Origin of the sequence: Ruegeria atlantica (assembly GCF_001458195.1) — a bacterium.
Lineage (GTDB): Bacteria > Pseudomonadota > Alphaproteobacteria > Rhodobacterales > Rhodobacteraceae > Ruegeria > Ruegeria atlantica.
This window is the reverse complement of record NZ_CYPU01000019.1, coordinates 10,338-23,526: the sequence shown is the minus strand read 5'-3', so window position 1 is coordinate 23,526 and position 13,189 is coordinate 10,338. Positions and strand designations below refer to the sequence as shown.

Below are 13,189 nucleotides of genomic sequence, written 5' to 3'. Positions count from 1 at the left end.
AACAATGAAATTCCAACTTGCCGTGAATATGGAACGGATTGATGACAGTCTGGACATGCCTGACGTCGCGCGCCACACGCTGGAGATGGTGCAGATCGCCGAAGAGGGCGGGTTTGATATCGTCTGGGCTGCCGAACACCACGCGTTGGAGATGACCATCGCGCCAAATCCTTTCCAGATCCTCACGTGGTGGGCTGCCGAAACCAACCGCATCCGTCTGGGCACGGCTGTTGCCACGGCAGCCTACTGGCACCCGATCAATCTGGCGGGCGAAGCGGCGTTCACCGATTTGATCACCGGCGGGCGGTTGGAATTCGGCATTGGTTCAGGTGCCTATCAGCGCGAGTTTGACCGCATGAAACCGGGGCTGAAACAGTCCGACGCCTGGCGGTATATGCAGGAAATGCTGCCTGCGGTGCGGGAGCTTTGGAAGGGCGACTACGAACACAACGGTGAATACTGGCAATTCCCGACCTCGACCTCAGTGCCGAAGCCACTTCAGAAAGAGGTGCCGGTCTGGGTCTCCGCGCGCTCACCCATCACCTACGATTATGCCATGCGTGAGAAGTGCCATGTGAACTGCTGGCCGTTCACCCGTCCTTTTGCAGAGGCCGAACTCTACAAGAAACAACTGGATGAGGCGATTGAGAAGGCCGATAACGGCTGGGTTCCGCGCTTTGCCCTGATGCGGCATTCATGCGTTTATGACAACGCGGCCGATGGCGAAAACGCGATGCAGGCGATCCGCCGCCTGCTCAGCCAGTTTGAAAACCTCTATCGCAATCTCGGCGACGTGAAGGATGGCTTTCCTGCCTCCATCCCGCTGGATGAACTGGAAGGGCGGGAACAATACGACCCCGTCATGCTGGAAGAGAACCTGATGTTCGGCTCGCCTGACCGGGTCATCGAAAAGCTGAAGCGCTATCAGGCTTTGGGGGTAAACGAGTACATCTACTACGCCTCCTTGGGGCTTGATCATGCGTCACAACAGAAATCCCTGCGCATGTTCGTAGACGAAGTCATGCCAGAATTCAAAGAAGGGTAAGCCCATGTCAGACGGCGTTAGGGTCCATCGCGAGGGCCATATTCTGGAAGTCACGCTGGAGCGCGGCAAGGTGAATGCCATTGATGTGCCCACGTCACAGGCGCTGGCCGCAGCCTTTCAGGAGTTGCACGAAGACAAGGACTTGCGCTGCGCGATCCTGACCGGCGGCGGAGAGAAGATCTTTTCGGCAGGTTGGGACCTCAAGGCACTCAACGACGGAGAGATGCAGCTCGACAACTGGTGGGAGACCGATGACTACGGCTTTGGCGGGTTTACCGGGCTCACTGAAAACTGGGCGCTTAACAAACCCGTGATCGCGGCCATAAACGGGCTGGCGATTGGTGGCGGGTTCGAGATGGCGATGGGGTGCGACCTGCTGATCGCCGCCGATCATGTGGAGTTCGGCCTGCCGGAAATGCCCTTGGGCATCGTGCCGGACGCAGGCGCGCTGCAACGCTTACCGCGCCGCATTCCGCACAACATCGCGATGGAGATGTTCCTGCTAGGCCGCCGGATGACCGCGCAGGAGGCGGCGCACTACGGGCTGGTGAACAAGGTGGTGCCCAAAGAGCAGCTGATGGATGCCGCACGTGACTGGGCCGCATCGATTGCCTGGTCTGCGCCACTGGCGATGCAATCCGTAAAAGAGGTGCAGCGCGAGATCGAATGCGTGCCACTGGAACAGGCCTTTCACAAGATGCGCACGGACCCGATGCCGGTCTATCGCAAGATGCTCAAATCAGATGATGCCGCCGAAGGGGTGGCGGCTTTCGTGGAAAAGCGCGAACCGAACTTCAAAGGTGAATGATGTATCCTGATCCGTCCAGCGTGACCCGCGTGACCAGCATTGGTGCGGGCCCCATCGGCGGCGGCTGGGCCGCACATTTTCTGGCCCGCGGCTATGACGTGACGGCGTATCTGCATGATGCGAGCGAAACGGATGCATTCCATTCGATCCTCGACACCGCATGGGGCAGCCTGACGGATCTGGGCCTGGCTAAGGGCGCATCGTTGGACCGTCTTCGCATCTTTACCGACCTTGAACAGGCGCTGGAGGGCGCACAGTTCGTGCAGGAAAGCGCACCGGAGCGGTTGGAGATCAAGCAAGCGCTCTATGCACATATGGGAGAGGTACTTGCCCCTGACGTGGTGATCGGCTCCTCGACTTCTGGTCTGACCATGAGCGAGATCCAGACCAAATGCGCCACCCCCGAACGCTGCGTGATCGGACACCCGTTCAACCCGCCCTACCTGCTGCCGTTGGTGGAGATTGTGGGCGGCAACAAAACCGCGTCCGCCGCTGTGGCGTGGGCCGGGCAGTTCTATGAAATAGCGGGCAAAGCGCCGCTGTTGATGAAAAAAGAAATCCCCGGATTCGTCGCCACAAGGCTGCAAGAAGCGCTCTGGCGCGAGGCCTTGCACATGGTTGCCAATGGTGAGGCTACGCCTGAAGACATCGACATTGCCCTGATGAATGGGCCTGCGCCGCGAATGGTGTCTCAAGGTCAGTGTATGGCCTTTCATGTGGCCTGTGGCGCAGGCGGCATGGCCACCAATCTGGATCAGTTTGGCCCCGCACTGAAACTGCCATGGACCCGGCTCGACGCACCAGAGCTGACCCGGGAGCTGCGTGACCGCATGGTTGATGGCTGCAATGATATCGCCGGGGATCGCCACTTTGAGGATATGGCCGCGCAGCGCGATCGGGAGATTGTCGCAGTGCTGCGCGCGCTGCGCGAGGCGCGGCTGGGTTAGGGACGGCCCGGAATTTCCTTAAGCGTTGAGAGAAAATCTGACAGCGATCCGGGCCAGCTGGGCGCCGTTTCATTGGCAGGCCATGCCTCCCGATACTCCGAAGGACGCCGGCCAAAGAATTTACCAAAGGAATAGGCGAAATGGGACAGGGTGTTGAACCCTGACGCGGTGGCAATCTCGCGTACGCTGAGATCCGTGGAGATCAGCAGCAACCGCGCGTTCTGCAACCGTCGCAACAGGCCGAACTGCACCACTGTGCAGCCCACATGTTTCTTGAATTTCCGCTCCAGCTGGCGCTGGGAGACATCCAGCGTCTGCGCAATCTCCGGCACGCTTAGTGGTTCCTCGATGTTCTCTTCGATCAGTGTCATCGCCTGACGGACCAAGGGCAACATCGTTTCCGTGCTGCGCCCCATGGTGGAGCGCTGGGATGCGCCAGCATTGCGGATCGGATGATGCAGCATCTGATCGGCTATTTCGCCAGAAAAGCCACTGCCGTGGGTGCCCTCAATCAGACGCAGCATCAGGTCCACCCCCGCCAGGCCACCAGAACAGGTCATGATCTTGCCGTCGATGGTGAACAGGCACTCCTGCACATCCACCCGGCCAAAGCTCTCTCGGAAACCGCTCAGCCACGACCAATGAATGGTTGCTGGCTTGCGCTCCAACAAACCGGCGCGCGCGACGACGTAGCAGCCCAGCTCCACCCCGCAAATGCCACTGCCTGCCCGCGCGCGCTTGCGCAACCACGCGGTAAGGAGGCGGTTGTCGTAATGCTCCGTTCCCCAACTGCCCAGAACAAAGATGTGATCGGCCGTTGGCAGGGTGTCATGCTGCGTCGAAACACGTGTTGTCATGCCGTTGCTGGCGACGATTTCAGCACCGTCAAATGACACGATGTCCCATGAAAACAAAGGCTCTGGCGAAAGGTAATTCGCGATTCGCATGGTTTCGATCATGGTGATCAACGTGGTGATGTTGAACCGTGGCACCACAACGAAAATGGCATGATGCGCTGCACGTGTCATCGGCGGTGTCATGTCGATTTCCATCTGCAGAAGTCCATGCTGTTCGTTACGTTTTTTCGCCAGCCTAGCTGAAAGTCTGTCGGATAATCGACAACTTTCTTACCCTTTCCCGCGTCAAGCTGATGAAAAAGGGGGGCGTTGCCAGATGAACTATGAGGTTGTGCTGACCTGCGCTGTGACCGGCGCGGGCGATACCACGGGGAAAAGTCCGCATGTGCCCGTCACGCCGAAAGAGATCGCTGGTGCGGCGATTGAGGCGGCTCAGGCCGGGGCATCTGCTGCCCATATCCATGCCCGTGATCCAGAGACGGGGCAAGGTTCACGCGATCCGAAACTCTTTAAGGAAATCGTCGACCGGGTTCGCGACAGCGACACAGATGTAGTGATCAATGTGACTGCCGGGATGGGCGGCGACTGGATTTCGGACCCCGCCAACCCGGCAATGCCCGGCCCCGGCACAGACATGATCGGCCCCGAGGAACGGCTGGCCCACATCAAGGAATGTCTGCCCGACATTTGTTCACTGGATTGCGGAACGCTGAACTTTTCCGACACCGATATGATCTATATCTCCACCCCGCCCACGCTCCGGCGCATGGCGGCATTGGTTCAGGAATGGGGGGTGAAGCCGGAGTTGGAAGTATTCGACCTCGGCCACATCCGTTTTGCCAAGGCGATGGTGGATGAGGGGCTGATTGATGCGCCTCCTATGTTTCAGCTTTGTCTGGGCATCCCCTGGGGCGCGGATCAGACGGTTGAGACGATGGTCGCCATGAAAGCGCAACTGCCTGCCGGGGCCAGCTGGGCCAGTTTTGGTATTGGGCGCGGGCAGATGCCGATGGCAGCAGCCTCGGTTGCCCTTGGCGGCAACATGCGTGTGGGGCTGGAGGACAACATTTATCTGGAGCGCGGTGTACTGGCGACAAACGGCCAATTGGTCACCCGCGCGCGCGAGATCATCGAACGCATGGGCGGTCGTGTGCTGACCCCGCAAGAGGCGCGCAACAAGCTGAACTTGAGAGGCGCGGATGGCTGACCTCGCCGATACAGGCAGTTTGCAGGTCCGCAGTGTCTCAAAACTGTTCGGGACATTCCGGGCGGTCAATGACATCAGTTTGGACATTCAGAAAGGCGAGTTTCTGACTCTGCTGGGCCCGTCTGGATCGGGCAAGACCACGCTGTTGATGATGATCGCAGGGTTCCTCGATATCTCTGAAGGAGACATTGCGCTGGATGGGTCCTCCATCGCGCAAACCCCCGCGGAAAAGCGCAACTTCGGCATGGTGTTTCAGGGTTATGCCCTGTTCCCGCATATGAGCGTGAGAGACAACATCGGATACGCCTTGAGCGTGCGCAAACGTCCCGCTGAGGAAATCCGCAGCCGCGTGGATGAGATGCTGGAACTCGTGCAGTTGCAGGATTTCGCGGACCGCAAGCCCGGGCAGCTGTCCGGGGGGCAACAGCAACGCGTTGCTTTGGCGCGCGCCTTGTGTTTTGCGCCGCCCGTTCTGTTGCTCGACGAACCGCTTGGCGCGCTTGACAAGAAACTGCGGGTCGAAGTGCAGGAGCAACTCAAGGACATTCACCGCCGCGTGGGCACGACGTTCATCTATGTCACCCACGATCAGGAAGAGGCGCTGTCCATGTCGGATCGCATCGTGATCATGCGGGACGGCGCAATCGAACAGGTGGGCACGCCTCAGGAATTGTACGAGCGGCCGGTGAACCAGTTCACGGCCAGTTTCTTGGGCAAATCCAACTTCATTCAGCAAAACGGCAAAACCTGCGCCCTACGCCCCGAAAAAATCGACCTGCGCAAAGGCGAAGGCCATTCGGAGGCACGGATGAGCGGGACGGTACGCTCGGTTACCTATTTCGGCTCCATGCAGCGGGTGATCGTGGATGCAAGCGACGGTACCGAGATCGAGGTCGATATTGACGTCTGGCGCAACAGCGAACCGCTTGATGTTGGCGATGCCGTTGACCTGCTTTGGAAGGACGAGGCGGCCGTGGAATTACAGACGGGCTAGAGCCCCAAATACGAGCGCTGCGAAAGGTGCCATTGAATAACAGCCGGGACACTCCCGAACCCAATAGGAGGACCAAAATGCACGACAAGCAATTCAAGAAAGAGATGCTGACCGAAGGCGCCCACGCCTATAAGGCCGGTCGCATGGACCGGCGCACATTCCTGGCCCTGTGCGGTGCCTCGGGTGTGGCAATGAACGCGGTGCTGGCCGGTGACGCCCAGGCCGCTGCCGATCACGTGGTGATGTGGAACTGGGGCGGTCAGTCCGAGGAATGCCATGGCTCTGCCATCGGCGAGGCCTTCACCGCCAAGACTGGAAAAGGACTGAAATTCGACACCTCCGGACCCTTGGAAGGCAAGATCAAGGAGATGGTCGATAGTGGCAATGTCACGGCGGACGTGGCGGATGCGGACTTGTTCAATGCGGTATCGCTTGGGCCCACCGGCCATCTGGAGTCTATTGATTATTCTGTTGTCTCCAAAGAGAAAACCCTGCCTGGCTATGCGCTGGAGTATGGCGTCTCGGTGATCCTATACGGCTATGCCTTTGTCTATGACACCGAAGCTTACGGGGATAATCCCCCCCAAAACTGGGCGGATTTCTTTGATGTCGAAAAGTACCCAGGCATGCGTTCGCTTTATAAATGGGCCAACGGATCGCTCGAAGCGGCGCTGATGGCAGATGGCGTGGCAGGGGATGCGCTTTACCCGCTCGACATGGACCGCGCGCTAGCCAAGATCAAATCCATCAAGGACAACAGCCTTTACTGGGGCTCTGGGTCCGAGGCGCATTCCATGGTTGTGAACGGAGAGGTTTCGCTGGGTATGGTTTGGCAGAACCGGGGCCGCAATATCGAGAATGACACCGATGGCCGCTACAAGCTGGTCAACAATCAGGCCATGGCAATGCCGGGGGCCTATATCGTGCCTGCGGGCAATCCTGCGGGTGCGGCCGCGATGGAATTCATCGCGACAGCACAGGAGGTGCCGGCGCAGCTTGCGCTGCTGGATTGCCTTGGCATGACACCATCCAACCCCGAAGCTTTTGGCCAAATCCCGGAGGATCAGCAGGATTACGCCATCACCTCAGCCAAGAACATCGACAAGATCGTTTACAATGATCCCGATTGGTGGGGCAAAAATGGCGGTGATGCAGTGAACGCTTTCCTCGAAGCGATCAGCTAACCCCAAGGCTGGTCGCGTTTTTCCTGAGGCGCGGCCAGCATTTTAGGACGTCTTATGCATACACTCTCCCGCCATATCCATCCCGGATGGTTGATCATCGCACCCTTGTTGGTGCTGGTGGTGGCGTTGTATTTGGGGCCGATCCTGAACATCTTGTGGCTGTCGGTCACGGATCCTGAACCGGGCTTTGGCAATTACGCCAAACTGGGTGAAAGCGACGCGCTGATCCGCATTGTCTGGACCACTGTGCGCATCTGCATCATCACCACGGTGTTCAGCGTGACGCTGGGCTATTCCATCGCCTATGCCATGGTGCACTGCCACCAGCGCCAGAAGAACTACATGCTGACGCTGCTGCTTGTGTCCTTCTGGATCTCTATTCTGGTGCGCACCTTCAGCTGGCTTATGCTGTTGGGGCGCAAGGGGCTGGTGAACGGCACGCTGGAAAACATCGGTCTGATTGCCGAACCCATCGCCTTTATGCGCAATGAGTTGGGCGTGCTGATCGGCATGGTGCATTACATGATCCCCTATGCGGTGCTGCCTCTGCTGGTCTCGATGCAGTCGCTTGACACGCGCGTGATGGACGCCTCACGCAATCTGGGTGCCAGCGGCACGCAGACCTTCTGGCGCATCTATCTGCCGCTGACCTTGCCGGGGTTGGTCGCCTCCACCCTGCTGGTGTTCATCCTGAGCCTTGGGTTTTACGTCACCCCCGCCGTGCTGGGCGGAGGCAAGGTGCTGATGGTGGCAGAGTACATTTCGGTGCAGTTGCTGGTCACCCTTAAGTGGGGCACAGCCGCGATGCTGGCGGCGATCATGCTGGCAGGCGTGCTGGCGATGCTTTGGGTCATGTCGCGCTTCATGAAGCTCAGCACCGTGTTCGGGGGGGCTGCGCGATGACCCCTGGATTGTTCGCCAAGTTCAACCGTGTGGGTGCCTGGGTGTTGCTGCTGTTTCTGGTGACACCTGCGCTGATTGCGATCCCGGTGTCGCTGACGCCCAAGCGGTTCCTCTCGATGCCAAAGGGAGAGCTATCGCTGCGTCATTTCGAAAAGCTGTTCACGTCTGAGGAGTGGCTATCGAGCTTTTTTCAAAGCGGGGTGATCGCGGTGTCGACATCCCTGCTGGCGACCTTCCTTGGCACGCTTTGTGCCATTGGCCTGTGGCGGGTATCCTCGAAATACTCCGAACTGGTGCGCGCGTTCCTGTTGTTGCCGCTGATCATCCCGCAGATCATTTCTGCCATGGCGTTCTATCGGCTGTGGATCCCGCTTGGCCTTCTGGACAGCTACGCCGGGCTGATCCTCGCACATACGATCCTTGCAGCACCCATGGTGCTGATCACAGTCAGCGCCTCACTGGCGACCTTTGATCCAAGGCTTGAGCAAGCCTCCAAGAACCTTGGTGCGTCGAACTGGACCACCATGCGCCGGGTCATTCTGCCCTCAATCAAACCGGGGGTCTTTGCCGGGGCGCTCTTTGCCTTCATTCTCAGCTGGGATGAAATTGTCGTGACGTTGTTCATCTCCAAGTACTCCGTCTACACCCTGCCGCGCCGCATGTGGAATGGCATCCGCGAAAACACCGACCCAACGGTGGCCGCAGCCGCTGTGGTGTTGATCGCCATCACGCTTATTGCCTTTGTGATCTTTTCGATCATGTCACGCCGTAGCGCCAAATCTGAAGCCCCAGAAGGAGGCAACAAATGAACATGGAAGCCAGTGTTGAAACCGACCTGCTGGTCAGCACCGTCCGCCGTTTTGTGGAAACAGAGATGTATCCCCGCGAAGAGGAAGTGGATCGTCTGGGCTATGTCCCCGAAGAGATTGGCCGTCAGATTGAAGCGAAGTCCCATGAGTTGGGACTGTTTGCCTGCAACCTGCCCGAAGAGGTCGGGGGTGGCGGCCTTGGCTATGGCCCGATGTCCCTGATTGAACGCGAGTATGGCAAGACCAGCCATGCCCTGCAAAGCTGGGCTGCGCGGCCCACGGAATTGCTGATGGCCTGCGAAGGGGACCAGCGCGAGTGTTACCTTTTCCCCGCCGTGCGCGGCGAAAAACGCGAATTATTCGCCCTGACGGAACCTGATGCCGGGTCCGACGTGATGGGCATGAAGACCAACGCCCGGCGCGACGGGGATGACTGGATCCTGAATGGGTCGAAGCACTTTATCTCCGGCCCCTGTATGCCCGATTTTGCGATTGTCTTTGCCGCGACGGGCGCTGACGAAACCCCGCGTGGACCGCGCAAACGGGTGACGGCCTTTTTGGTGGACGTGGGCACACCGGGCTTTGACTGCCGCGAAGGCACCAAATGTGTCAGCTATCGGGGCTACAAGACGTTTGAGCTGAATTTCGACAACGTGCGTCTTGGTCCGGAGCAGGTGCTGGGGGAGGAAGGTTGTGGCCTTGAACTCTCGGGTAAATGGCTGGGCATGGGACGCATCTGGGTGGGGGCGACCTGTTGCGGCAAGGCGGAGCGTATCCTGGAGATGGCCACCGATTGGGCCGCGTCACGCAAGCAGTTTGGCAAACCCATCGGGGCCTTTCAGGCCACGGGGTTCCGGCTTGCGGATGGCACGATCCAGCTTCGCGCCGCCGACCTGATGGTCAAAGACGCCGTGGCGCGTGCCGAACGGGGCGTGATGAGCGATGCGGATGCGGCGATGATCAAGGTCTTCTGCTCAGAAATGCTGGGCAAGATTGCGGATGATGCGGTTCAGATCTTTGGCGGCATGGGGTTGATGGAGGAAATGCCGATCCAACGCTTCTGGCGCGACAGCCGACTTGAGCGCATCTGGGACGGCACCTCCGAAATCCAGCGCCACATCATCACCCGCTCCATTCTGCGGCCGCTGGGTGCATGACCCCAAAGAGACGCGCCAACTTTGAGCGGCTTCTCAAGCCGCGTTCCATCGCCTTTGTCGGTGGGCGGGATGCGACCATTGCCGTGCGCGAGGCGCGCAGGCGTGGGTTTGCGGGGCAAATGTGGGCGGTGAATCCAAAGCGGGCTGATCTGGAGGGTGTGCCTTGCGTGCCCTCCTTCGCTGATTTGCCGGACGCCCCCGATGCGGTCTATCTGGCCATCCCGGCGGCTGGTGTTGTCGCCGCCTTGGGCAAGTTGGCTGAGATGGGCGTTGGTGGGGTGGTTTGTTTTTCCGCAGGCTTCAAGGAAACCGGCGATACTGCGGCAGAACAGTCCCTGATCGCGGCAACCGGAGAAATGGCTCTGATCGGGCCCAACTGCTACGGGTTGATCAACTACATCGACAACGCCGCACTCTGGTCCTTTGAACATGGCGGCTGGTCGCCCGGGTATGGCGCGGCGATTGTCACGCAGTCAGGCATGTTTTCATCCGACATCACTATGAGCGCGCGCTCCTTGCCGCTGGCTTATATGGTGTCAGCGGGCAATCAGGCGGTGCTGGGGTTGGAGGATTTTCTGGACGCCTTTGCAGAGGATCCAGCCGTGCGCGCCATCGGATTGCACATCGAAGGCCTGCAAGACATGCCCGCCTTTGAACGCGCCGCCCTCAAGGCCATTGAACGGGGCGTGGCTGTGGTTGCACTCAAGACAGGCAGCTCTTCAATCGGGGCGGCGCTGACAGTCAGTCACACAGGCTCGCTTTCGGGATCAGATGCGCTCTATGAGGGGTTGTTTGCGCGCACCGGTGTGATCAGCGTGACGAACCCCGCGCAGTTTCTGGAAACACTGAAATACCTCTGCGTTGTGGGGGCGCCCGAGGGACCGAACGTGGCTGGGTTCACCTGTTCCGGGGGTGGGGCAACGATGCTGGCCGATCACGCGGAAAAGATTGGGCTAGCGTTCCCGGTCGTGCGCGCTGATGAACGTGCGGCACTGGCTGACTTGCTGCCTGACATTGCTACCGTGTCAAACCCGCTGGACTACACCACGCCAATATGGGGGCAGGCCGAACACACCTATCCTGTTTTTGCCAAAGCGATGGATGCGATGGCGGCAGATGCGGCGGTTCTCGTCCAGGACTATCCGGCGGAGGGGCTGGATGCGTCCAAGATCTATTATCAGAACGATGCGGGGGCATTTGCACAGGCGGCTAGCGAACGAGGGATTCCGGCGGCGATCTGCGCGACTTTGCCAGAGAATCTGGACACGGAAACCCGCCGTCATCTGATATCGACTGGCATCGCGCCGATGCAGGGCATTCACGAAACGCTGAATGCCGTGCAAAGCGCCGCGATCTGGGGCGAGCGGCGCAACCGCATCTTGGCTGCAAAACCGGCTCCTCTTTTTGCGGGAATCCCGGCTGGCATCCCGCGGATGCTGACCGAAGACGCAGGCAAGGCGTGGCTTGCAGAGCGCGGTTTCATGGTGCCGCGGGGACAGACAACGACGGCCCAATATGCAGAGGCGGTCGCGCACAAGGTTGGCTATCCGGTGGCCCTCAAGATGATGTCCCCCCGGATTGCCCACAAAAGCGAGGCGGGCGCGGTCGCTTTGGGCATTGCTGATGCTTCGGGATTGAAGCATGCGCTTGATCAGATGAACGGGTCCGTGGCCGCCCATGATGGGCAGGCCATAACAGACCGCTATCTGATTGAGGCGATGTCGCCCACGCCCTTAGCCGAGATGATCGTGACCCTGCGCAGTGATCCGCAGTTTGGCGCGGCACTGGTGCTGGGCAGTGGTGGCGTTTTGACGGAACTGGTTGGCGATGCCGCCACGCTACTTCTGCCCGCCACCGAGGACGATATCTTCTGTGCTTTGAGATCGCTTAAGGTTTTCCGACTGTTGGAGGGTTTTCGGGGCCGTCCGCGCGCTGATATGGACAAGGTAGTCGACGCGCTGTACGGCCTTTGTTGTGCCTTCCTGCAGGATCGCGAAAAGATCAGCGAAATTGAGATCAACCCGATGTTTGTCTATGCCGACCACATTGTCGCCGTCGACGCGCTGATCCACGAGAATTGCGCATGAGCAGGTTGAGGGTAATCCCCAACCCGGACCTGACCGTGGGTCCAGACAACAAGCAGCGTTGGAACCAGCCTGCCCACCGCCGCCATGGATTTCACAACGCGCACCGGCTGTTTCGGCGTAGCTTGATGGTGCGCTCGCGTAACGTGCTGATGCTTGAAACGGCCGATCAGGACCTGACCGCAACCGTTCCGGCGCTGGCGGACCTTTTGGCGCATCCCGCCTTCTCCGCGTTTTGCTGCCTGCGCGGAGGGCAGGTCATCATGGAGCAGGCCGCCCCGGATTTTTCGACGACCCAGCCGCATTCAATCCAATCCATCACGAAACTGCACATTCATCTGATCATGGGGCAGTTGATCGGCCAAGGGTTGGTCTTGCCTGAGGCCGAGGTTGCGCAATACCTGCCCGATATCGGCACTGGCTACCGAGAGGCTACCGTGCAGGCCCTCCTGGATATGGCGGTGAGCAATGATTTTTCCGAAGACTATGATGACCCGCATGCGGATTGCTACGATGAAGAGATTGCCCTGGGCTGGCGTCTGCCCGCGCAGGGGCAGGATGAAATCACGCTCAAGGATTTTGTTGCCGGGGTCACGGGGTTTCGGGAGAAAGAGGCGCGCACCGAAGCGGAGTACAAATCGGCCAACACTGATGTGCTGACACTAGTCGCCGCAGCGGTGTCTCGGGTTCCTCTTGCCGCTTTGATTGAGCAGATCGCAGATGCAGTGGGGTATGAAGGGGCGTTTCATATTAGTCTCAGCAAGGATGGTTATCCGGCCTTCTCCGGCGGCGGTTGCCTGAGCGCGCGTGACCTTGCCCGGTTCGGCCTGTTGCTGGCGAGGGAAGGGGCTGATCTGTTCGGAAGCCCACCGGGCAATGCGGCATTCCTGCGCCAGACCCTGACCCGCGCGGCACCTGCGTTGACGCCGCCAAAAGACTGGCTGCGGTACTCCAACCAAACCATGACCGACGGGCGGGTTGTCGGCCATGCCGGCTACGGGGGGCAGTTTCTGATGGTGGATACGGTCACAGGCACTTCCTGTGCTTTCCTCAGCGTTCTGGAAAACGACGCAGGGTATGATGAGACATATATGAGCACGGTCGCACGCGTTCTTCGACAGGTTTGCTTGGCCGAAGCAGAATAGACTTGATGCAGCGCGTATCGGTTCTTGCTCTTTGGCGACCAAAGACTTC

Annotated in this window: 12 protein-coding genes; 11 read left to right on the top strand and 1 reads right to left on the bottom strand. The window is 59.4% G+C overall.

The window, feature by feature from the left end; genetic code table 11:
• Positions 1–4: 4 nt before the first annotated feature.
• The 3 genes from RUA4292_RS05665 to RUA4292_RS05655 are packed head-to-tail and all read left to right on the top strand — an operon-like array spanning position 5 to position 2,800.
• Positions 5–1,045, top strand: coding sequence for an LLM class flavin-dependent oxidoreductase (locus RUA4292_RS05665; protein WP_058276728.1), 1,041 nt, complete (start codon positions 5–7; stop codon positions 1,043–1,045).
• Positions 1,046–1,049: 4 nt separating this feature from the next.
• Positions 1,050–1,853: a carnitinyl-CoA dehydratase gene (locus RUA4292_RS05660; RefSeq protein ID WP_058276727.1), complete on the top strand. Its 804-nt coding sequence runs from the start codon at positions 1,050–1,052 to the stop codon at positions 1,851–1,853.
• Positions 1,850–2,800 carry a 3-hydroxyacyl-CoA dehydrogenase NAD-binding domain-containing protein gene (locus RUA4292_RS05655; RefSeq protein WP_058276726.1) on the top strand — a complete coding sequence of 317 codons (951 nt, stop codon included), beginning with the start codon at positions 1,850–1,852 and terminating at the stop codon, positions 2,798–2,800. The genes RUA4292_RS05660 and RUA4292_RS05655 overlap by 4 nt, the downstream gene beginning before the upstream one ends.
• Here the strand turns inward: RUA4292_RS05655 and RUA4292_RS05650 are convergent.
• Complete coding sequence (locus RUA4292_RS05650; protein ID WP_058276725.1) at positions 2,797–3,852, bottom strand: GlxA family transcriptional regulator; 1,056 nt, start codon at positions 3,850–3,852, stop codon at positions 2,797–2,799. The genes RUA4292_RS05655 and RUA4292_RS05650 overlap by 4 nt on opposite strands.
• Before the next feature lie 121 nt (positions 3,853–3,973).
• Between RUA4292_RS05650 and RUA4292_RS05645 the strand changes: the two genes are divergently transcribed.
• The 8 genes from RUA4292_RS05645 to RUA4292_RS05610 all read left to right on the top strand — a co-directional run bounded on the left by RUA4292_RS05645 (position 3,974) and on the right by RUA4292_RS05610 (position 13,140).
• A complete protein-coding gene (locus tag RUA4292_RS05645) occupies positions 3,974–4,864 on the top strand; it encodes a beta-keto acid cleavage family enzyme (protein ID WP_058276724.1) in 891 nt (296 codons plus the stop codon).
• The gene (locus RUA4292_RS05640; RefSeq protein WP_082637012.1) at positions 4,857–5,858 is read left to right on the top strand and encodes an ABC transporter ATP-binding protein; all 1,002 of its coding nucleotides are present in this window, start codon (positions 4,857–4,859) and stop codon (positions 5,856–5,858) included. The genes RUA4292_RS05645 and RUA4292_RS05640 overlap by 8 nt, the downstream gene beginning before the upstream one ends.
• Before the next feature lie 77 nt (positions 5,859–5,935).
• The gene (locus tag RUA4292_RS05635; protein ID WP_058276723.1) at positions 5,936–7,042 is read left to right on the top strand and encodes an extracellular solute-binding protein; all 1,107 of its coding nucleotides are present in this window, start codon (positions 5,936–5,938) and stop codon (positions 7,040–7,042) included.
• Positions 7,043–7,096: 54 nt separating this feature from the next.
• Complete coding sequence (locus tag RUA4292_RS05630; RefSeq protein WP_058276722.1) at positions 7,097–7,945, top strand: ABC transporter permease; 849 nt, start codon at positions 7,097–7,099, stop codon at positions 7,943–7,945.
• Positions 7,942–8,754, top strand: coding sequence for an ABC transporter permease (locus tag RUA4292_RS05625; RefSeq protein WP_058276721.1), 813 nt, complete (start codon positions 7,942–7,944; stop codon positions 8,752–8,754). The genes RUA4292_RS05630 and RUA4292_RS05625 overlap by 4 nt, the downstream gene beginning before the upstream one ends.
• On the top strand, positions 8,751–9,911 hold the full coding sequence (locus tag RUA4292_RS05620) for an acyl-CoA dehydrogenase family protein (protein ID WP_058276720.1): 1,161 nt from the start codon (positions 8,751–8,753) through the stop codon (positions 9,909–9,911). The genes RUA4292_RS05625 and RUA4292_RS05620 overlap by 4 nt, the downstream gene beginning before the upstream one ends.
• Positions 9,908–11,998, top strand: coding sequence for an acetate--CoA ligase family protein (locus RUA4292_RS05615; RefSeq protein WP_058276719.1), 2,091 nt, complete (start codon positions 9,908–9,910; stop codon positions 11,996–11,998). Before RUA4292_RS05620 ends, RUA4292_RS05615 begins: the two co-directional genes overlap by 4 nt.
• Positions 11,995–13,140: a serine hydrolase domain-containing protein gene (locus RUA4292_RS05610; RefSeq protein WP_082637011.1), complete on the top strand. Its 1,146-nt coding sequence runs from the start codon at positions 11,995–11,997 to the stop codon at positions 13,138–13,140. Before RUA4292_RS05615 ends, RUA4292_RS05610 begins: the two co-directional genes overlap by 4 nt.
• Positions 13,141–13,189: the final 49 nt, after the last annotated feature.

What these genes read in the sequence shown, in the direction of transcription:
- RUA4292_RS05665 (WP_058276728.1), top strand. Translation starts at nt 5, where the DNA reads ATGAAATTCCAACTTGCCGTGAATATGGAACGGATTGATGACAGTCTG.
- RUA4292_RS05660 (WP_058276727.1), top strand. Translation starts at nt 1,050, where the DNA reads ATGTCAGACGGCGTTAGGGTCCATCGCGAGGGCCATATTCTGGAAGTC.
- RUA4292_RS05655 (WP_058276726.1), top strand. Translation starts at nt 1,850, where the DNA reads ATGATGTATCCTGATCCGTCCAGCGTGACCCGCGTGACCAGCATTGGT.
- RUA4292_RS05650 (WP_058276725.1), bottom strand. Translation starts at nt 3,852, where the DNA reads ATGGAAATCGACATGACACCGCCGATGACACGTGCAGCGCATCATGCC.
- RUA4292_RS05645 (WP_058276724.1), top strand. Translation starts at nt 3,974, where the DNA reads ATGAACTATGAGGTTGTGCTGACCTGCGCTGTGACCGGCGCGGGCGAT.
- RUA4292_RS05640 (WP_082637012.1), top strand. Translation starts at nt 4,857, where the DNA reads ATGGCTGACCTCGCCGATACAGGCAGTTTGCAGGTCCGCAGTGTCTCA.
- RUA4292_RS05635 (WP_058276723.1), top strand. Translation starts at nt 5,936, where the DNA reads ATGCACGACAAGCAATTCAAGAAAGAGATGCTGACCGAAGGCGCCCAC.
- RUA4292_RS05630 (WP_058276722.1), top strand. Translation starts at nt 7,097, where the DNA reads ATGCATACACTCTCCCGCCATATCCATCCCGGATGGTTGATCATCGCA.
- RUA4292_RS05625 (WP_058276721.1), top strand. Translation starts at nt 7,942, where the DNA reads ATGACCCCTGGATTGTTCGCCAAGTTCAACCGTGTGGGTGCCTGGGTG.
- RUA4292_RS05620 (WP_058276720.1), top strand. Translation starts at nt 8,751, where the DNA reads ATGAACATGGAAGCCAGTGTTGAAACCGACCTGCTGGTCAGCACCGTC.
- RUA4292_RS05615 (WP_058276719.1), top strand. Translation starts at nt 9,908, where the DNA reads ATGACCCCAAAGAGACGCGCCAACTTTGAGCGGCTTCTCAAGCCGCGT.
- RUA4292_RS05610 (WP_082637011.1), top strand. Translation starts at nt 11,995, where the DNA reads ATGAGCAGGTTGAGGGTAATCCCCAACCCGGACCTGACCGTGGGTCCA.